The 20,100-nt window shown below is 46.7% G+C and carries 15 protein-coding genes; 9 read left to right on the top strand and 6 right to left on the bottom strand.

Features of this window, described 5'->3' with window-relative positions; all coding sequences use genetic code 11:
- Window positions 1-179: 179 nt before the first annotated feature.
- The 8 genes from parE (at window position 180) to AC07KQ_RS07080 (ending at window position 12,938) form a co-directional block, all read left to right on the top strand.
- A complete protein-coding gene (gene parE, locus AC07KQ_RS07045; RefSeq protein WP_003565430.1) occupies window positions 180-2,192 on the top strand; it encodes a DNA topoisomerase IV subunit B in 2,013 nt (670 codons plus the stop codon).
- A 6-nt stretch (window positions 2,193-2,198) separates the two neighbouring features.
- Window positions 2,199-4,643: a DNA topoisomerase IV subunit A gene (gene parC / locus AC07KQ_RS07050; protein ID WP_003565432.1), complete on the top strand. Its 2,445-nt coding sequence runs from the start codon at window positions 2,199-2,201 to the stop codon at window positions 4,641-4,643.
- Between the two features lie 251 nt (window positions 4,644-4,894).
- Window positions 4,895-7,156 (top strand): formate C-acetyltransferase, encoded by a 2,262-nt coding sequence (gene pflB / locus AC07KQ_RS07055; protein ID WP_003565434.1) that lies wholly within the window; start codon window positions 4,895-4,897, stop codon window positions 7,154-7,156.
- Window positions 7,157-7,299: 143 nt separating this feature from the next.
- Window positions 7,300-8,151: a pyruvate formate-lyase-activating protein gene (gene pflA, locus AC07KQ_RS07060; protein ID WP_003570339.1), complete on the top strand. Its 852-nt coding sequence runs from the start codon at window positions 7,300-7,302 to the stop codon at window positions 8,149-8,151.
- Between the two features lie 124 nt (window positions 8,152-8,275).
- Window positions 8,276-9,244, top strand: coding sequence for a LysR family transcriptional regulator (locus AC07KQ_RS07065; RefSeq protein WP_003565438.1), 969 nt, complete (start codon window positions 8,276-8,278; stop codon window positions 9,242-9,244).
- Window positions 9,245-9,273: 29 nt separating this feature from the next.
- Window positions 9,274-10,206, top strand: a complete 933-nt coding sequence (locus AC07KQ_RS07070; protein ID WP_003575051.1) for a manganese-dependent inorganic pyrophosphatase — start codon at window positions 9,274-9,276, stop codon at window positions 10,204-10,206.
- Window positions 10,207-11,365: 1,159 nt separating this feature from the next.
- On the top strand, window positions 11,366-12,478 hold the full coding sequence (gene xerS / locus AC07KQ_RS07075; protein ID WP_003575053.1) for a tyrosine recombinase XerS: 1,113 nt from the start codon (window positions 11,366-11,368) through the stop codon (window positions 12,476-12,478).
- Between the two features lie 106 nt (window positions 12,479-12,584).
- Window positions 12,585-12,938, top strand: coding sequence for a hypothetical protein (locus AC07KQ_RS07080; protein WP_003565443.1), 354 nt, complete (start codon window positions 12,585-12,587; stop codon window positions 12,936-12,938).
- A gap of 66 nt (window positions 12,939-13,004) precedes the next feature.
- Here the strand turns inward: AC07KQ_RS07080 and AC07KQ_RS07085 are convergent, their stop codons facing one another.
- From AC07KQ_RS07085 to AC07KQ_RS07100, 4 genes are all read right to left on the bottom strand, one after another.
- A complete protein-coding gene (locus AC07KQ_RS07085; protein WP_003575058.1) occupies window positions 13,005-14,996 on the bottom strand; it encodes an FtsX-like permease family protein in 1,992 nt (663 codons plus the stop codon).
- Window positions 14,993-15,763 (bottom strand): ABC transporter ATP-binding protein, encoded by a 771-nt coding sequence (locus AC07KQ_RS07090; RefSeq protein WP_003584392.1) that lies wholly within the window; start codon window positions 15,761-15,763, stop codon window positions 14,993-14,995. The genes AC07KQ_RS07085 and AC07KQ_RS07090 overlap by 4 nt, the downstream gene beginning before the upstream one ends.
- 93 nt (window positions 15,764-15,856) lie before the next feature.
- Window positions 15,857-16,813, bottom strand: coding sequence for a sensor histidine kinase (locus tag AC07KQ_RS07095; RefSeq protein ID WP_003575061.1), 957 nt, complete (start codon window positions 16,811-16,813; stop codon window positions 15,857-15,859).
- Window positions 16,810-17,502, bottom strand: a complete 693-nt coding sequence (locus tag AC07KQ_RS07100; protein WP_003575063.1) for a response regulator transcription factor — start codon at window positions 17,500-17,502, stop codon at window positions 16,810-16,812. Before AC07KQ_RS07100 ends, AC07KQ_RS07095 begins: the two co-directional genes overlap by 4 nt.
- Before the next feature lie 158 nt (window positions 17,503-17,660).
- Here AC07KQ_RS07100 and AC07KQ_RS07105 point away from each other — a divergent pair, with 158 nt between their 5' ends.
- Window positions 17,661-18,863, top strand: coding sequence for an MFS transporter (locus AC07KQ_RS07105; protein WP_003565453.1), 1,203 nt, complete (start codon window positions 17,661-17,663; stop codon window positions 18,861-18,863).
- 236 nt (window positions 18,864-19,099) lie between these two features.
- Here the strand turns inward: AC07KQ_RS07105 and AC07KQ_RS07110 are convergent, their stop codons facing one another.
- Together AC07KQ_RS07110 and AC07KQ_RS07115 are read right to left on the bottom strand one after the other, a co-directional pair.
- Window positions 19,100-19,495, bottom strand: coding sequence for a GNAT family N-acetyltransferase (locus AC07KQ_RS07110; protein ID WP_003575065.1), 396 nt, complete (start codon window positions 19,493-19,495; stop codon window positions 19,100-19,102).
- Between the two features lie 2 nt (window positions 19,496-19,497).
- Entirely contained in the window at window positions 19,498-19,896 is a 399-nt protein-coding gene (locus AC07KQ_RS07115) for a GNAT family N-acetyltransferase (RefSeq protein WP_003575067.1), read from the bottom strand.
- Window positions 19,897-20,100: the final 204 nt, after the last annotated feature.

Consider the following 20,100-nt stretch of genomic DNA (forward strand, 5'->3'; position numbering starts at 1 on the left):
CCAGCCCAGAAACCTGCACATAAGGACCTTGGGCACAATGGTCAAAACCCGACCATCGCACCCAAGGCCGCTTATGCTCCGGTTTCTAACCGGGCTGACTCGCGCTCTTATTTTTTATTTCTGAAATCTCAACGCGTGGTGTATTCTATAACTTAGTTGTTCAAAAAAGGGAGTTTACTATGGATAAAGCAACGCAAGCATATAATGATTCATCCATTCAGGTGCTGCATGGCTTGGAAGCTGTGCGGAAGCGTCCGGGGATGTATATTGGTTCCACCGATGGCCGCGGTTTGCATCACTTGGTCTATGAAATCGTGGACAACTCTGTCGATGAAGCGCTCGCGGGGTTTGGGGATGAGATCAATGTGACGATTCACGCCGATAACTCTGTGACCGTACAGGATCATGGTCGCGGGATGCCAACGGGGATGCACCCGAGTGGCAAACCGACGATTGAAGTCATTTTAACCGTGCTACATGCCGGCGGAAAGTTTAACCAAAATAGTTACAAAACTTCTGGTGGTTTGCATGGGGTTGGCTCAAGCGTCGTCAATGCCTTATCGGAGTCATTGACTGTGCGAGTTGTGCGGGATAAGCACGCATTTGAGGAGCATTTTATCAATGGCGGTCATCCTGATGGCAGTTTGCAGAAGTTGGGCAAAGTTAATGAACCTAATGGCACGACCATCACGTTCAAGCCGGACCCGACTATTTTTCAAACCACCGTCTTCAGTTATGATACCTTGGCCGAACGCTTGCGCGAATCAGCCTTTCTACTGAAAAATATTACGATTAATCTGACGGATGAACGCACCGGCAAGCATGACAGTTATCACTATCCTGATGGCTTGGTCAGTTTTGTTAAATACCTTAATGAAGGCAAAGACGCATTGTCACAGGTGATCAATTTTGAAGGCAAAAAGGACGGTATCGTGGTTGATTTTGCCGGCCAATATAACGATGGCTATTCTGAAAACCTGATTTCGTTTGTTAATAACGTTCGAACTGGTGATGGCGGGACGCATGAAATTGGCTTGCGCAGCGGCATGACCCGTGCATTCAATGAGTTTGCCCGAAAAGTCGGCTTGCTGAAGGAACGCGACAAGAACCTTGAAGGCAGTGATGTGCGTGAAGGTTTTGCAGGTATTTTAAGTGTCCGCATTCCAGAAGAAATTTTGCAATTTGAGGGCCAGACAAAGGGTAAGCTTGGTACGCCGCAAGCCCGCACTGTGGTCGATGGGATTGTCTATGACAAGCTGTCAACTTTTTTGATGGAAAACGGTGAAGAGTCGCAAGAGTTGGTTCGTAAAGCCGTCAAAGCCCGTGATGCGCGGGAAGCGGCTCGAAAAGCACGCGATGATAGCCGGACGGGACGCAAGCGCAAGAAGGACCAAGGTTTGCTTTCCGGTAAATTGACCCCGGCGCAAACCAAGAACCCTAAGCGTAACGAATTGTATCTCGTCGAAGGGGATTCTGCCGGTGGTTCAGCTAAACAAGGCCGAGACCGAAAGTTTCAGGCGATCTTGCCATTGCGAGGGAAAGTACTGAATACCCAGAAGGCCAAGTTACAGGACATCGTTAAAAACGAAGAAATCAATACGATGATTTACACCATCGGCGCTGGTGTCGGTGCGGATTTTGATCTGCAGCAGGCCAACTACGACAAAATCATTATTATGACTGATGCGGATACTGATGGCGCGCATATTCAGATTTTGCTACTAACCTTCTTTTATCGCTACATGCGGCCGCTGATTGACGCAGGCCGAATTTACATTGCTTTGCCACCATTGTACCGGCTGCAAAAAGGCGCTGGTGCTAAAACCAAGATCAGTTATGCTTGGACCGATGAAGAGTTGGCCAAAGAGACCAAAGCCATGGGCAAGGGTTACACATTGACCCGATTTAAAGGACTTGGGGAAATGAATGCCGATCAGCTTTGGGAAACGACTATGAATCCTGAGACGCGGACTTTGATCCGGGTTCGGATTGACGATGCTCAGCTGGCGGAACGACGCGTGACCACTTTGATGGGTGATCGCGTTGAGCCGCGTCGGGAATGGATTGAGCATAACGTCAAGTTTGATATGGATGACGACGGCAGTATTTTGGAAACCCCGACTGCTAATCACGAAAAATTACAGTTTGGTGCCAAGCAAATCGTCAAACAACTGGACAAGAAAGGAAAGTAAAAGCCATTGGCCAATCAGATTCAAGAACTGACCTTAGAAGAGGTCATGGGCGACCGGTTTGGCCGGTACTCGAAATACATTATTCAAGAACGGGCGCTGCCTGATGTGCGTGACGGCCTCAAACCGGTTCAGCGTCGCATTTTATTTGCGATGAACCAAGATGGCAATACGTATGATAAGGGCTTCCGCAAGTCGGCTAAAAGTGTCGGGAATGTCATGGGTAATTATCATCCCCACGGCGACAGCTCCATTTATGAAGCGATGGTTCGGCTAAGCCAGGATTGGAAGTTACGGGCCCCACTGATTCAGATGCACGGGAATAACGGTTCCATGGATGGTGATCCGCCAGCTGCAATGCGATATACGGAAGCGCGTTTAAGCAAAATCAGCAAAGAAATGCTGGCCGATATCGATAAAGAAACCGTCGATATGGTGTTGAACTTTGATGACACGGCACAGGAGCCAACTGTGTTGCCCGCAGGATTTCCGAATTTGCTGGTGAATGGTGCAACGGGCATCTCTGCAGGTTACGCGACCGAAATTCCGCCGCATAACTTGCGCGAAGTGATCAATGCGGTCTTATATTTGCTGAAGCATCCCACTGCTGATTTAGATACTTTAATGCAATACGTCAAGGGTCCCGATTTTCCAACAGGTGGGATTATTCAAGGGCTTGATGGTATCAAGCAAGCTTACGAAACCGGCCGCGGTAAAATCGTGGTTCGTTCTCGGACACACATCGAAACCATTCGTGGCGGTCGTGAGAAGATCGTGGTCACCGAGATCCCGTATGATGTCAATAAAGCGCAGATGATTAAAAAAATCGATGAATTACGCATCAACAAAAAAGTGGACGGTATCGCCGAAGTCCGTGACGAAAGCGACCGTTTTGGGCTTAGCGTTGTCATCGAATTAAAAAAAGAAGCCGATGCACATGGCATCTTAAACTATCTATTTAAAAATACCGATCTGCAAATTGCATACAACTTTAACATGGTCGCTATTGCCGACATGCAGCCGAAGTTACTAGGACTCAAGGCCATGTTGGAAGCATACGTCGAACATCGACGCGATGTGGTCACTCGGCGAACGCGTTTTGACCTCAACAAGGCCGCTGCTCGACAGCACATTGTCGAAGGCTTGATCAAAATGCTATCGATTTTGGATCAGGTCATCGCCGCGATTCGTGCTTCCAAGGATAAAGGAGATGCTAAGCGTAACTTAGTCAAGAAGTTTGATTTTTCGGAAGCTCAGGCGGAAGCGATTGTTTCCTTGCAGCTGTATCGATTGACCAATACCGATATCACGGCTTTACAGAAAGAAGCAGCACAATTGGCGAAAGCAATCGCCGAGTATCAAGATATTTTGGCCCGCCCCGCTGCCCGCGATCGGGTGATTGAAGGCGAGTTGAAGCGGATTGCCAAGGAGTACGGGGATGATCGTCGCAGCAGCATTCAAGCCAAAATTGAAACGCTTGAAGTGGCGACAACGGTGACGGTGGCTGATGAAACCGTCATGGTGCAGGTTTCTCGTGATGGCTACGTTAAACGCAGTTCACTGCGCAGTTATCAGGCGGTTGATCCGGCCGACAATGGTTTGAAGGCCAATGATCTTGCCATTTTCACTGGCGAACTGAGTACGTTGCAGCATCTTTACATCGTGACAAATGCCGGAAATGTCATTTATCGACCAGTGCATGAAATTAGTGATGCGCGTTGGAAAGACACCGGCGAACACTTAAGCCAAACAGTTGGCCTTGGCACTGACGAAAAAGTCTTGGCAGTGTTTGCTTTTGATCAACTCGATGGCGCTGGCAGTTTTGTGTTAGGGTCAAGTGACGGGTACATCAAACAAACTGCCTTAAGTGATTTGCAGCCGCAACGGACGTACAAGAGTAAGCCGATGATGGCGATGAAGCTGAAAGACCCAGCCGCGATTGTCACCAATGCATACTTCACGACTGATCAGCAACAGGATGTCTTTGTGGTCAGCCGCCACGCTTACGGACTGACATTCCCGTTAAGTGATGTGTCAACTGTCGGTGCCCGGGCAACCGGCGTTAAAAGTATGGATCTAAAGCCAGACGATGAGGTTGTCAATTTCATTCTAGTGAAGGATCCAACTACGGCTAAGGTCGGTATTTTGACCCAACGTGGCGCCTTCAAAAAGATGGCCTTAAGCGAGGTCGGGGAAATGAGTCGTGCCCGTCGTGGTTTACTGGTCTTGCGTGAGCTTAAGCGTGATCCGCATCGGATTGTCGCGATGATGTCAGTCGATGACGCTACCCGCCTGAATGTTTTGACCGATACGGGTAAGGTAACGACCCTTAATCCGGCACAACATCCAGCGGGTGACCGCTATTCGAATGGTTCGTTTGTCATTGACACTGATGTCCTTGGCAAGCCAGTTTTTGTTCAAACCAAAGAAGAACCAGCAGATCAAGTCGAATAAATGGTGATCATTGACGCCGCTGTCTGTACTAATACAGATGGCGGCGCTTTTGATTATTATAGGACAGACCAGTTGTGTACAATTTAACAAAATGCCGAAATCATGGGCGAAAAGAAGCGACGAAGCACACTTAAAAAACAATATAACGCCTATTATATGGGCAATAAAACGCTTGCATAGATTTGGTGGCGTGTTATACTGTGTTTGTAAGAACTGTCACATCTGTAATCCACTTTAGGAGGCAAACAACTATGAAACAGCTTGACGAAACCAAAGTTCCTAATTATTGGGAAGGCTTTAACGGCGGCGACTGGCAAGAAGAAATTAATGTGCGCGATTTTATCGAGCATAACCTGAACCAATATGACGGGGACGAAAGTTTCCTTGCTGGCCCCACTGAAGCGACAACAGTCCTGAACAATCAGGTTCTAAATTTAAAGAAGCAAGAACGTGCAAATGGCGGTGTTTTGGATGCTGACAACAATATTCCATCTACGATCACCTCACACGGCCCTGGTTATTTGAACAAAGATCTTGAAAAGATTGTTGGTGTTCAGACCGACAAGCCATTCAAACGAGCATTCATGCCATTTGGCGGTATTCGAATGGCTGAAGATGCATTGGAATCTTATGGCTTCAAGACAGATCCTCAAGAACACAAGATTTTCAATGAATATCGTAAGACCCATAACCAAGGTGTCTTTGATGCTTATACCCCTGATATGCGAAAGGCTCGCCATTACAAGATCGTGACTGGCTTGCCAGACGCATACGGCCGTGGCCGGATTGTTTCTGATTTCCCACGGATCGCTGTTTACGGGATCGATCGTTTAATGGCTGAGAAGTTCAAGGATTATAACTTGACCGGCGACGGCGAAATGACTGACGATGTAATCAAACTGCGTGAAGAAATCAATGAACAATATCGTGCCTTAAACGACATGAAGAAGATGGCCAAGGAATATGGCTATGACATCTCGCGTCCGGCAGCTAATGCGCAAGAAGCTGTTCAGTGGATCTACTTTGGCTATCTGGCTGCTGTTAAGACGCAAAACGGTGCCGCAATGTCCGTTGGCCGGATCGATACGGTTATTGATGCTTATATCCAACGCGATATGCGCTTAGGCAAATTGAACGAAGAACAGGCACAGGAACTGATTGATCATTTGGTTATGAAATTGCGGATGGTTCGTTTCATCCGGACTGAAGAATATAACTCACTGTTCTCAGGCGATCCAATCTGGGCAACCTTGTCATTGGCAGGAATGGGCAATGATGGCCGTCACCACGTTACCAAGACGGCTTTCCGTTTCCTGAAGACTTTGGACAACATGGGCGCAGCACCAGAACCAAACATCACCTTGCTTTGGAGCGAACGCTTGCCAGAAGGCTTCAAACGCTATGCAACCGAAGTATCCATCCAAAGTTCAACCATTCAATATGAAAATGATGACCTGATGCGCAACGAATGGGGTACCGATTACTACGGTATTGCTTGCTGTGTCTCGGCACAACCAATTGCTGATGGCGTTCAATACTTTGGTGCCCGTGCTAACTTAGCTAAGACAGTTCTGTATGCGATCAACGGTGGGAAAGATGAAATTCAGGAAGCGCAAGTAGGGCCTGAATATGCACCGATCACCAGCGATTACATTGATTACAAAGAATTCATGAATAAGTTCGACAAGATGATGGACTGGCTGGCCGACACGTATGTCAATGCTTTGAATGTGATTCACTATATGCATGACAAGTATTATTATGAAGCTGCACAGCTGGCATTGAAGGATACCCAACTGAACCGGACCTTCGCAACCGGGATTTCCGGCCTGTCACACGCAGTTGATTCCATCAGTGCAATCAAGTATGGTCATGTCAAGGCAATTCGCGATGAAAACGGTGTTGCAGTTGACTTCGTTGCTGACAATGATGACTATCCACGTTATGGTAACAACGATGATCGCGCTGATGACATCGCTAAGTGGTTGGTTAAGACCTTCTATAACAAGATGAACACGCATCATCTGTATCGCGGCGCGAAGTTGAGCACCAGTGTCCTGACCATTACCTCCAACGTGGTTTATGGTAAGAATACAGGGACAACACCAAACGGTCGTCAAAAAGGCGAACCATTCTCACCAGGTGCCAACCCGGCATATGGCGCAGAAAAGAACGGCGCACTGGCATCCCTGATGTCCACCGCCAAGATTCCGTATCATTACGCAACTGACGGCATTAGTAATACGTTTGGGGTTACTCCGAACACACTGGGCCACGATGATGAAACTCGTAAGGATACCTTGGTACACATGGTTGACGGCTATATGGAAAACAGCGGCATGCATTTGAACATCAACGTCTTCAATAAGGAGACCCTGATTGATGCTCAGAAGCACCCAGAAGAATACCCAACATTGACCGTTCGGGTTTCTGGCTACTGCGTCTACTTCGCAGATTTGACCAAGGAACAACAAGACGATGTCATTGCTCGGACCTTCTTCGAAGAAATGTAAGCAGCTTAACTCAAGACAGGAAGCCATTCCTGTTTTGCCAAAAGACGGCAACGATGCTGTTGCCGTTTTTTGGCAGAATGAAATGAAAATCAATTGAAAACGACACATGATGTTGTACATGATGTTGTAGTGGAGGCAATAAGATGAAACTCATCGATCAGTCACAAAGCCCATTAAATATCTTAGAACAAGTTGGTCAGGATCATGATGGCCCGATCAAAGGGTATGTTCACTCGGTCGAAAGTTTTGGTTCGGTCGATGGCCCTGGTATTCGCTTCGTTGTCTTTATGCAAGGGTGTCGCATGCGTTGCCAGTATTGTCACAACCCTGACACCTGGAACATTGGGGTTGGTGAAGAAATGACGGCCGATCAAATTTTGGCGGATGCCCAGCGCTATAAAGCATTCTGGGGTGACCAAGGGGGTATTACCTGCAGTGGCGGTGAGAGTTTGGTACAAATCGATTTCATTCTCGAACTCTTCACCAAGGCTAAGGCACTGGGAATTTCGACTTGCCTCGATACGTCAGGTGGCCCCTTCACGCGTGACCAACCGTGGTTTGGCCAGTTTGAAAAGCTGATGGCTGTTACTGACATCTCATTAGTTGATATTAAACACATTGATTCGGCCGAGCATAAAAAGCTCACCGGTTTTCCTAATGAGAATATTTTGGATATGGTGCAGTATATGTCGGCGCATGGTGATGACATGTGGATTCGCCACGTTCTGGTCCCGGAACGCACTGACTTTGACCCTTATCTCAAACGGTTAGGGGACTATATTGCGACATTGGACAAAAACGTGGTCCAAAAAGTTGAGATTCTGCCGTATCACACGTTAGGCGTTAAAAAGTATCACGAGCTTGGCATTACGTACCCGCTTGAAGGCATCGAACCGCCTTCTGCCGATCGCGTTAAGAATGCAGAGAATCTGCTGCACGTTAAGGATTATACCGGATGGCAAAGCTGGCGTCCGAAACCAGTTGCGAGCAACTGAATTTTTAGCTAGAACTTAACGTAACGATTAAAAACGCGGCAAATTCGTTGCGTTTTTTTTCATTGCCACTTATGATGATGGTTGAACGATATTATTAAATTATAAACGAAAGGGAAGCCGCCCTATGAAAACGAAACAAGAGCGCATTTTTTCCTCAAAGACACTAACTTATTTTCTGCAATTGGCAGAAACCATGAACTACACCCAAGCCGCCCAATTGCTTGGCATTACCCAGCCAGCCTTAACACAGCAGATCAAGAAATTGGAACGGACGGTGGGGGCACCGCTGTTTTATTCTGTCGGGAAGAAACTGCATTTATCTGACGCTGGTCAGACCATGTTAAAGTCAACCCATGAGATCTACGAGATCTTGAACCAGACAACCGACGAAATTCAACAAACAACCAGTGCAACCGTCGGAAAAATCAATATTGGGTTATTAAGCTCAATCGAGGATAGCGCCTTTATTGCGTTCATTGCTCATTACTATCAACTGAATCCTGAAGTTGAAGTGACGCTACGGATGATGACCCGTCACGAAATTTGGGAATCCTTGGAAAACAACCAGATTGATTTGGCTATCATGAATCTGCCAGATGAAACCATTAAGAACTGGAAACCATACGCCAGCAAGAAAATTATTGATGAACAATTGCTGTTCTTGCACCACGATGACGCCTTGGCTAACCGTAAGCGAATCCATTTCAAAGATACTTTAGCTGAACCTTGGGCAACTTATCCTGACGACTATTTCCTTGGACAGCTTCTGCGTGAGGCGTACAAGAATCAAATGGTTGATTTCCCGCACGTGGTCGCACATTTCACCACGCCGTATCAGTTAACCCAATTCGTTAACTTGTCAGGGGTCAACACGGCCTTACCAACCAGTTTTGTTCGGGCACGCGCTGATCAAATCAAGGCCTATGCTATTGCGTTTGATCCGGCCATTCGCTTTGAGATTTCTTTTGTTTATCGCAAAGAGAAAGCTGACATTCCGCGGATCTCGAACTTCTTCCAGACCTTTGACGATTATCTGAAGGAAAAAGATTACTTGTCGCGGGTCAGTGAAAACCGTGTTAAACTTGATAAGTAAACTATTCAGTTGAGGAGCGATCAGATAAGATGACGACTTTGATTTTTGGGCATCAGAACCCGGACACCGACGCGATTACGAGTGCCATGAGCTGGGCAGAATTTCAGAAACAGGCAGGCAACACGGATGTTGAGGCGGTAGCATTAGGCGAACCGAACGATGAGACTAAGTTCGTCCTTGATCACTTCAAGGTTCAGGCACCGCGGGTTATCAAGACGGCAGCCAGCGAGACGGATCATGTCATGTTGGTTGATCACAACGAATTTCAACAAAGTGTCAGTGATATCGAAGACGTGACGATTGATTCTGTTGTCGACCATCATCGCATCGCTAACTTCCACACGGCAGCGCCGCTGTTTTATCGAGCAGAACCGGTTGGCAGCACCAATACCGTCATTTTTGAGATGTTCCAGGAATATGGCTTCAAGATTTCACCAACATTGGCTGGCTTGATGGCTTCTGGTTTGATTTCAGACACGCTGTTGTTGAAGTCGCCGACCGCAACCGATAAGGATAAGAAGATTTTGCCAGAAATGGCGAAGATTGCCGGAATTGATTTGCAGTCATATGGTCTTGCCATGCTGAAGGCAGGTACTAATTTGGCCGCCAAGTCAGATATGGACATTATCGAAGGCGATGCTAAGAGTTTCACCATGGGCGGCAAGTCTATTCGCATCGGACAGGTCAATACCGTTGATCTGAACGACATTTACGCACGTCAGGACGAATTGATCAATGCCATGACCAAAGAGGCGCAGGCGAAAGGCTACGACGATTTCCTGCTGATTGCCACTGACATCTTGGACAGCAATTCAACTGGTTTCGCAGTCGGTGCTGACCGCGATAAAATCGCCAGTGCTTTCAACGAACAGTTCGACAAGGACGCGCGTTTGGCATTGCCTGGGGTTGTTTCCCGCAAAAAGCAGGTCGTTCCGCCAATGCAGAGCACGTTTGAAGGTTAACTTTCATCTTTAATTGCACACAATTGTTTAATTGCACACAATTGTTCTAAGAAAAGTCGCAGCTTGCCAGTTGCGGCTTTTTTGTTTGCAAAAAGTCTCTAGCCATCTTTTTGCGAAATCTGTTAAATATAAAGCTGACTAGCAGCTCGTGATGCGTGAATTTGAAATTCGTGTAGCAATTCGCGGGTCGAATCAACAGCAAGTTGTCATGGGTCATTTTGGATGATTTTGAGGCATGCTGAGAGACGCATTCTGAGACGAGTTCGGGAATTCAACTTGATAAGTTCGTCGCAAGTGACTTAACGAAAAAAACTCAAGCAAAAAATATCCAATGATTGTAGAAGCTTTTAAAGACTTGGCTGCAAGCAGCGGTTCAAAAAATGAGGCGACTATCGGGTGCTGTATGAAATTGCGAATCAAATAATCGCCAACGTAAATATTGCGAGAATGGCACGATGCCGTCTCTTCAAACACTACTTCGCATAATATATATTATGTAAACTAGAATATAAATAATTGGCTTTGCCACTTGATCTGCGAATCTGGGTGTCCCCTCTTTCAGATGGCTGTCAAAAATTTGTGGTCCGGACGTGATGTTGGTGGTGGCGATTGCATTTTTTACCAAGGCAATCAATTATGACTTGGGTTGTTGCGTTTGCGCTGAGTTGCATGCATTTGTTTGATTGAAAATGTCATGCCAGCCAAAACCAGAAAAATGCATATCAATTCAAGCTTCATGATATTGTGAGATTCTCGTCAGTTAGCCGGCTTCGAGTTGCTTGATGATTTTTTGAGTTGTGTAGTTTGAAATTGACTCAACAACAATTGAGGGTCACGTAACATTCAGCAAATTTATTTTGTTGACCAATGGCCAAAATAAATTTGCTGAATGATTGACCGAAGTGAACTCATTTAATAGCCGAATTCATGCCAGAATTATGCCAGCTAAAATTTGTCTGACCAACAACAGGCGTTTGCTGACATCTTTGCTCACCTTTGGATAAAGCTAAAACTTTATTCAATTCTGCTTCACATGGCAGAACAATGGCTGAACCAGCACCACCGTTCATTTTTCATCAACACTAGCCCTCGCCAAGGACAGTTGTTTTCGCGTATACTAACATTATCTAAAAGAAAACATATGTTCGAGGTGAAATCTGTGTCGACACAAAATTATTCGAAATTAATTCATACAATGCTACCTGCCCTGCCGGATTACATTCAGGACTATTATCAGAGCCAAAAAGCGATCCCGATCGCCGATTCGACGCTTTATCAGTATTTACATTTTTATCAAGAGTTTCTGAACTGGCTGATTAACAGTGGTGTGACGGCCGCTTCCTCACCGCAAACCGTCCTGCTGACCGTGTTAGAACATTTGTCGTTGCGTGATGCCCAGGCATTTATGGCGTATTTGCTTGAACGGCCTTCCAAGACGCACCACAACAAGCGAATGACGCGTCGCAGTGTCGCTTTGCGCTTAGTCGGGATCAAGGCGCTTTATCGATTTTTGACGGAGGAAAGTGAACCCCATGCAGATGGCGAACCTTATTTCTATCGGAATGTCTGGAACAAGGTAAAACTTAAAACCCACACTGAAACTGCGAGTTACCGAAACCACAAGCTACAGGAAATGCTGTTTGTGGACGGTGAAGATGCTAAGTTTTTACAGTGGTTGGATCAAAGTTATGCGCAACAACTGCCAGCCAAGCCGCGGCGCTATTTTGAGGCGACAAAACTGCGCAACTTGGCCATGATTGCCTTACTGTTTGGCTCAGGGGTTCGAGTCAGCGAATTGGTGAATATGAATCTGGAAGATTTGAACATGGATCGGCATACGGTCCAAGTTGTTCGCAAAGGCAACTTTCAGGATCGCGTCAATTTTGCAGACTGGATTGATCCGTATGTTCAGGCTTACTTAACGCAGCGAGCGGCTATTATCGGTTATCAAAAGCCGACTTCTCCCCTGTTTGTGACAGTTGTCGGCCAAAAAATCAATCGGATTCGCCAAAATACAATCGAAGCCTTTTTCAAGCGTTATACAACCGATTATGGTCGGCCATCAACACCACATAAGGCCCGGCACACTTTGGGAACCAATATTTATACGGTCACCAAGGATGTACAGCAGGTTGCGGATCAGCTCGGGCAGACGACCACAAGTGCGACAGATCTGTATATCAATCTCAGTGATAAAAGCGGTAAAGAAGCCTTGCGTGAGGTTTCTGAAACGGCCGCAAAAGCAACTGATCGCGGGCATGACCAAGCTTAATTGACGAGGGATGGTTACTGAAGTTGATCATCGAGTCTTTTGAAAGCTTATTTCGCCAGACCAGCCTATAATCGAGTCAGATCGAAACGGGAAGGTGGGATTGATTGTGTTAGATGTTAAAGATTCAGTGAACCGATTAGCATGGACAACGGAGCATCATTTCCTGCATATTCAGGCCCGACATGATTTTATGCGGGCATGGGCAGTTCAATTTGAGATGGCGTATACGGACTTTCGTGTGATTCAGATGGCGCTGCAACTTGGCGGCGAACAATATCATGATTTGCTAAAGCGGTTTGCGGCCGCCTATGAAGCGGTGTATGCCTATGAGTATGCCTTTGCTGCTGGCGGGTTGGCTGGTTTTGACGAGCAGTTTGCCGATAAAATGGCGGACTATCAAACAGCTGAGCAAACGCTGTTGAAGATCATTGATGAAATCAAGGCATTGCAGCCAGCTTAATTGCTGGCTTCAACTAAAAAAGCGTCGAGCGACAGTATTTTTACTGGCGTTTCGACGCTTTTTTCGTTAGCTGCGACTGGTAGCTTGGCGACGCGAGACGATGCGATAGTACACGTTACCGGTGAGCTTGTACATGAGGACATAGATGATCGCGAAGATACCAAGTGTGATGAGTGAGACAGTCAGGAAGAACTGCCAATTTGGTAAGCCAAACAATATCATGATGCGTTGAATGAATGGCAATGCAAATCCGACATGAATCCCTGCCACGAGTAATGGCAGATAAAACAGCATTAGTAACTGGCTGTTGATGGTTGCGCGCACTTCTCGCAAGCTTAAGCCGACGCGTTGTAAGATCGTGTAGCGGCGGGCATCGGCATAGCCTTCAGATAACTGTTTATAATACAAGATCAATAAGGTTGCCAAAATGAAGGTGACGCCGAAAATGATGCCGAGGAAGAGAAAGCTGCCCATGATACTCATGGTCTCATCGTAATTCACGGCTTTCGATTGAACTGAGGCCGATTCAGCGATACGACTCTTGACCACCGCTTCATAGAGCTTAAGCTGATTGGCATGGCTTCCTTGCAACATCACATCTTGACTTGTGGTGATATCAGCTTGCGCCTCAGCCGCGTTTTGATAGCGTGCATTTCTCAGATGCTGCATGGCGTCGATCATTTGCTTCTCTTCAGGAAAGGCAATAAAAAGATTGGGGATAAAAGTCGCTTGTGCATTTGGAAAGCTACCTGCACGCTTTCCGATCCTGTAAGTCTTTTGACCAATGCGAATGGTCTTGCTAGGAAAATTTTTGGATGTATAGATCAACACTTCCCCTGACTTAACGCGGGCATGATGCCCGGTAAAGCGGTTGTAGCTCTCAATGGTCATCAATTGCACCGAGCGCGCATTGCCCATACTGAACGGACCATTGACATTGGCCTGCGATTCAAGACGATTGCCATTAAGTAAAGCCATCGTACTGGACGGTCCAACAAAAGTGTGTTGCGACTTGATGATGACATGATTCGCGCTGGCCATCCGTGCCACCTTGCCGGGTGCAGTGGTGTCGTTTGCCTTGAGAACATATGACAAATCAACTGGCGTATTCGTATTGACGACTTCATTGATACCGAAGAACAACGTGGCCGTGCTGGCGAGCGTAATCAAGGTCATCGTCACCAAAATGGCAATAGATGCAAGGCCAGCGCCGTTTTGTTGCATACGATAGAGTAAATTAGCTACATTGATAAAATGCTTGGGTTTGTAATAGTAATTTTTGCGGTTTCGCAACCATTTTAAGACGAAGACCGATCCGGCGGTGAACAGTCCATAAGTGCCGCAGATGACTAAGATCACGGCAACAAAAAACATACTCATTGCTTGTAGTGGATTAGTTGTCGTGACCGCGATATAGTAGCCGGCAATTAAGGCGATAAGGCTAACAATTAACGTCACCCACTTTGTCTTGGGCTCCCGCTCACCTGCTCGTTGTGCTCGCACGATTTCGATTGGCCGTTTGCGAATGAGCCAAAGTTCATCAACTAACAGCAAAACAACGAATAAGCCGATGGTAATGATCCCGGCGATACTGAAGGCTTGCTGGCTTAACCCAAAGTCAAGATTGTGGTCAACTTTGAGCATTTTGGCGAGCGCAAGGTAGCTGATGCGGGAAAGGACGGTACCGAGAATACCACCGAACAGTAAAGTGGTTAGTAACAGCAGCAGTTTCTCCACTGCCATCATTTTGCCGAGTTCACCTTTGCCAAACCCGATGATGTTGTAAAGTCCTAACTGACGAATACGCTGTTTGCGCAGAAAATTGTTTGCATAGATGGCGAGAATCACAGAGATAATCACGATGACATCTGTGCCGAACATGAACAGTGACTTGCCAGCGGCTGCCCCCAGCTTTTTAAACAAGACATCACTACTGGCGTAAGCATTCAGCATGATTAGGTTGACGGCCATCAGGAAGCTAGTGGTGGTGACAAACGGAACAAACAGGCGGCGATCGGCTTTCAAGTTACTTGCAGCGAGCTTAAAGTAGAATTTCATTGTCCATCGCCTGCCTTTGTCAGCATGGCGGTCATCGTCTCGCTGATACGGGTTAGAAAGGCTGGTTGATCGAGATCCCCACGATAAAGTTGATGAAAAATTTGACCGTCGCGAATAAATAATACTCGTCGGCTGTGACTGGCCGCCACAGCACTGTGCGTTACCATGAGGATCGTTTGCCGGTTTTCGGCATTCACATCTGTGAGCAGATCAAGCAGTTCTGTAGAAGTTTTGGAATCCAAGGCGCCAGTGGGTTCATCAGCCAACAAAATTTCTGGCTCGGTGATCATCGCGCGTGCTGCCGCCACGCGCTGTTGCTGGCCGCCGGAAAGCTCGTAAGGATATTTTTTCAGCAAGGCATCAATGCCTAGTCGTGGTGCGAGCTTAGTTAGCCGATTTCTCATAATTTCGAGGGGCTTCTTGGCAAGGACTAATGGGAGAAAGATGTTGTCTTGAACATTGAAGGTGTCAAGCAAATCGAAATCCTGAAAGATGAAACCGAGGTGTTCTCGACGAAACTTAGCCCGGGCACCTTCCTTGACGTTGCTCAGATCCTGTCCGTTTAGACTAATATCGCCGCCGGTTGGATCGTCCAGCGTTGCAATCAGATTTAGCAAGGTGCTTTTGCCAGAACCTGATTCACCCATAATTGCCACAAATTCACCGGCTTCAACAGTGAAACTGATGTTCGTCAAGGCACGCACCGGCTGAGCCCCGCGACTGGTATAAGTTTTTTCGATATTTTTTAATTTAAGTAATGTTGACATGTGATCGTCCCCTTTCATTTATTAGCTTAGCGGGGATGATGCCCCATGCCTACTTACAGTGACTCGTAGTTGCTTACAAGCTGGTAAGGTAGCTTACTCCACTTGCCACCGCGTTTGGGGAAAATGAATGGCAAATGTGCTGCCTTGCCCAATTTCTGAGGTGACAGTTAGCGTCAGGCCAAGCTTTTCAGCGATTTGTTTGCTCAAAAATAGCCCCAAACCGCTAGCTTTCTGATTTGCGCGGCCGTTGTAGCCGGAATAACCTTGTTCAAAAATCCGCGGTAAATCTTCGGCCAAAATCCCGATACCGGTGTCGGCCACCATGACAGCATCCCCTTTGGCATAAATCTTAATTGAACCGTGCGGGGTATATTTAATGGCATTGGTTAGCAATTGTTCAAAAATAAAATGCAGCCATTGACTGTCACTAATAACAGTTGGCAATGGCCCCACAGTCACGGTCAGGTCCTTGGCGATAAACAGCTTCGCCAAGTCACGAACGGTCTCATTGACTAACGGTTTGAGTGGTAGTTCAGTTAAAACAAGATCGGTATTTAATGTTGTCAACTTCAGATAGTTCAACATGACCGCAAGATACCGATCGATTTTGCTGATTTCAAGTCGGGCATCTTTGGCGTTAACAGGTTCGACTTGCAATAGAAGATCTAACGCGGTCAGCGGCGTTTTGATTTGATGTGTCCATAGCTGCAGCGTGTCGAGCGTTTCTTGTTCTTGTTCGTGGGCAGTATCTCTGGTTGTGCGCAGCTTTTGCGTCAGCGTTTGGATTTTTTGATAATAAGCCAGGCTTAATGGATCAGTGATCTGCACAGGATCAATTGGATGATCGTCTTGCAGTTGCCGCCATTCACGGCGAAAACGCCAATAATCAATGCTCACAATCACTGCCAGTGGCGCTGTCGCAAAAAACCACATATTCAGGACAATCTCAAAGGAGTTGGCCAACAACCAGCTTGCCAAAAAACCTGTTGCCAGTAAGGTCGCTAGCAATAACCAAATTGCCCAACGCGAGCGGCAATAAGCTTTCATCATGGCTTTGTCCCCTCACTTGCCAACCGGTACCCTTTACCCTTCACTGTTTCGATTAGTTGCGCCAAACCAATTGAAGTGACTTTCTTGCGCAGACGGTTCATGTTCACGGCTAAAGCATTGCGATCAATGAAATCGTCGCCTTCCCAAAGCTTTTCGATCATCGCTTCGCGCGACACCACCTCGCCATCAGCGCTGAACAAAAGACTCAGCAATTTTGTCTCAGTCGGTGTCAGAGCAACAACCTGCTTAGCCGTTTTTAGCTGATTATCGGTCGGCACGAGCGTAAAGGCGCCGTGCGATAAATTGGTGTCGATTTGCTGATATTGATAAGTGCGCCGCAGCATCCCTTGAATTTTCGCCAGCAACACCGGCAATTCAATCGGCTTAGCCAGAAAGTCATCGGCTCCTAAGTTCATCGCCATGACAAGGTTCATATCATCCCCAGAACTTGTTAAAAAGATGACCGGTACCTTACTATGTTTGCGTAACTCACTTAGCCAGTGAAAGCCATTAAAATATGGCAGACTGATGTCCATGATGACTAAGTCTGGTGCCGCAGCTGAGATTTCCGCGTCAACTTGGTCAAACTTGGTGACCGTGTCAACGGCAAACGCCCAGCGATTTAAGTAATCACTAATCGTTTTGGCAATCACCGCGTCATCTTCGACAATAAAAATTTTCTGTGCCATCTCGTATACATCCCCTTGGGTATCTTCAACTTGTTTTGTGAGTCAGAAACTGCCATTCAAACGTGCTAATAGTTCGTCTGGGCTAGATCATAGGTTTTTACATCACTTTGATTTACACTAAGGACAGTTTCTATTCTAACTGATTTCGGGTGTTGAGAGTGTCACATAAAAATCTAGGTTGGCAAGCGCAAACAGCAGCGTTTCTTCTCAGTCAAAATTTATTTGTTTTTGGCAGTTCGACCGTGTTCTATGCTGTGTTGTGGGATATTGCGCTAAAAACGTCGTCAGGGGCATGGATGACCTATGTCTCGCTGGCGACCGCGTTGCCAGCGATTTTAATCTCGCTCACGGCTGGCGTGTTGGCCGATCGCTATAATCGTAAAATGTTAATTGTGCTCTCGGCGGCTGTTGTCACCTTACTGACATTATTAGTTGCGTCTATCTTTGCTTTTATGACGCAAGATCTTTGGCTACTGCTCGTGATTGCTGTGATTCGTAGTTTTGGCAACGGTTTAGAAAATCCCGCAGCGAATGCCTTGTTGCCACAACTGGTCCCTGCCAAGCATCTCACGCGGGTAAATGGTTACAATCAAATCCTGATGGCGGCCATGCTCGTGATGTCGCCGCTGTTGGCTGGTTATATTTTAAGTGACCTTGGGATTTTTTGGATTTTTGTGGTAGACGCCTTATCTGCCGCGTTGGCCATCCTGTTTTTGAGTGTGGTGCACGTACCAACACCGAGTGCCAGTCATGATCGAGCAGCCAAACGCGCCGATGGGATTCTCGCCGGGTTGCAATATGTCAGACGAACACCGATTTTGCTGGCCTTCATGCTATTTACTGGGTTGGCGTTTATCCTCGTTGCCCCTTCATCACAATTATCAACATTGTATGTTAATCGGACATTTGGATCAGAAGTTTGGCATTTGACGTTTAATGAGTGGTTTTGGACCATTGGCGCGGGACTTGGCGGCCTTTATATCGCCCGTCACAAACATTTTCGCGATCAACTTGGCTTGATTGCCATCGGGTTTGCCGGCAGTGGTCTTGCCTTTGCCGAGATGGGACTGCCGCAATCCTTTAGTTTCTATTTACTGTTTATGTTTGTTTCCGGAATCTTTTACCCATTGATTCAAGCCGGTCAAACCATTTATCTTCAGGAAAATGTCCCTGCTGATAAGTTAGGTCGTGTATTTTCGCTTTGGGCCATCCTATCGACAGGAATTTATCCATTAGCGATGTTGGTCTATGGACCACTGGCAGATCAGGTGCCAATTGGCCGCATTTTTGTGGTCACTGGCTTGTTGCTCATTGGTGTTGCTTACTGGTTCTGGCACCGGCTGCGCAAACTTTCGTGGTAAGCCATTCTGTTCTTTAGTTGCCGCTAGCAGCGCTAATGGGCCAAAATTCAAAACAAGATCGGTGCCAAACGTCGACATTTTTAGCTATATCTGGCCTACGACGGCTCTGCCTTGCCATGACGATCCTTAAGCCCTATTAGATTATAGACAAGAAAAAAAGAATGAATTTCCTAAAGACGGCCAATCATTCTTTTTTATATGGTCGCTGCCCGTGATGCACATCCTCAGTCGGCCGATTAATACCGGCGTTGAACCTTAAACCCAGTTGGCACCGTTTCAAAGCCGACTTTTGGATAAAAGGTCATGGCACTAGGCGCTGATAACAGCATGATCGAGACATTTGGCCCCTGCATTGTCCGTAATTGGAGAAGTAACTTGGTGGCAATGCCTTGATGTTGATAATCCTTCGTTACAGCTAATTCTGACACAAATGTACAATAGGAGCGATCTGACACGCCGCGTAAAACGCCGATTAACTGTTCATCGTCCCACGCTGTTAATAAAACGTTGGCATTGTTGAGCATGCGTTGCATGCGGCCGCGATCCTCAGTCGGTCGGTTGATGCCCGATGCTGTTAGGACATGAATGAATTGGTCAGCGGTAATGGCGTGATTAGTTGCAATTTTAATCATGGTTATCCCTCCCTGCCAATTCGAAACATGTTATCGGCTTTTAGCAATCCGATGCGTTCATAGAAGCCGATCGCCGAATCTGCTGCCTTCAATGACAGCGTGACCCGCGGCCCGATATAAGCTTGCAAAGTTGTCATGAGCTGACGCCCAAGGTGATGACCTTCATAGGCAGGTAAAATTAAAAGATCACTTAGGTAACAGCAATATTCAAAATCCGTCAGACACCGCGCAAAGCCAATCAACTTTGCGCCATCCCACATGCTCAAAACAAGGGGTGTTTCGTCAATCATCGTCTGCAAGCGGGTCGGATCGTTGATCGGTTTATTGAAATGTGTTTGCTGATACAAATCATGGACCTGTTGAACACTTAACGGTGTATTAATTTTAATGGTATAGGGCAATCAACCCAACTCCTTCTTGTGAAAACTCGTTTCGCTGTGGCATTTCTCAAACTAAAAAGCAATGACTATCGTTGACGATACCAAAAAGGCCGCGTAAACAAGCGGCCTTTTTGGTAATCATGGCAACGTCCAGCAAAATAGTTTGTGATGACGCACGCACCCACTTGATGCTGAAATCGTTGACGGCGATCATCTTTGAGTTGC

The organism is Lacticaseibacillus sp. YLM2-1 (assembly GCF_056583465.1).

What these genes read in the sequence shown, in the direction of transcription:
- parE (WP_003565430.1), top strand. Translation starts at nt 180, where the DNA reads ATGGATAAAGCAACGCAAGCATATAATGATTCATCCATTCAGGTGCTG.
- pflB (WP_003565434.1), top strand. Translation starts at nt 4,895, where the DNA reads ATGAAACAGCTTGACGAAACCAAAGTTCCTAATTATTGGGAAGGCTTT.
- pflA (WP_003570339.1), top strand. Translation starts at nt 7,300, where the DNA reads ATGAAACTCATCGATCAGTCACAAAGCCCATTAAATATCTTAGAACAA.
- AC07KQ_RS07065 (WP_003565438.1), top strand. Translation starts at nt 8,276, where the DNA reads ATGAAAACGAAACAAGAGCGCATTTTTTCCTCAAAGACACTAACTTAT.
- AC07KQ_RS07070 (WP_003575051.1), top strand. Translation starts at nt 9,274, where the DNA reads ATGACGACTTTGATTTTTGGGCATCAGAACCCGGACACCGACGCGATT.
- AC07KQ_RS07085 (WP_003575058.1), bottom strand. Translation starts at nt 14,996, where the DNA reads ATGAAATTCTACTTTAAGCTCGCTGCAAGTAACTTGAAAGCCGATCGC.
- AC07KQ_RS07090 (WP_003584392.1), bottom strand. Translation starts at nt 15,763, where the DNA reads ATGTCAACATTACTTAAATTAAAAAATATCGAAAAAACTTATACCAGT.
- AC07KQ_RS07095 (WP_003575061.1), bottom strand. Translation starts at nt 16,813, where the DNA reads ATGATGAAAGCTTATTGCCGCTCGCGTTGGGCAATTTGGTTATTGCTA.
- AC07KQ_RS07100 (WP_003575063.1), bottom strand. Translation starts at nt 17,502, where the DNA reads ATGGCACAGAAAATTTTTATTGTCGAAGATGACGCGGTGATTGCCAAA.
- AC07KQ_RS07110 (WP_003575065.1), bottom strand. Translation starts at nt 19,495, where the DNA reads ATGATTAAAATTGCAACTAATCACGCCATTACCGCTGACCAATTCATT.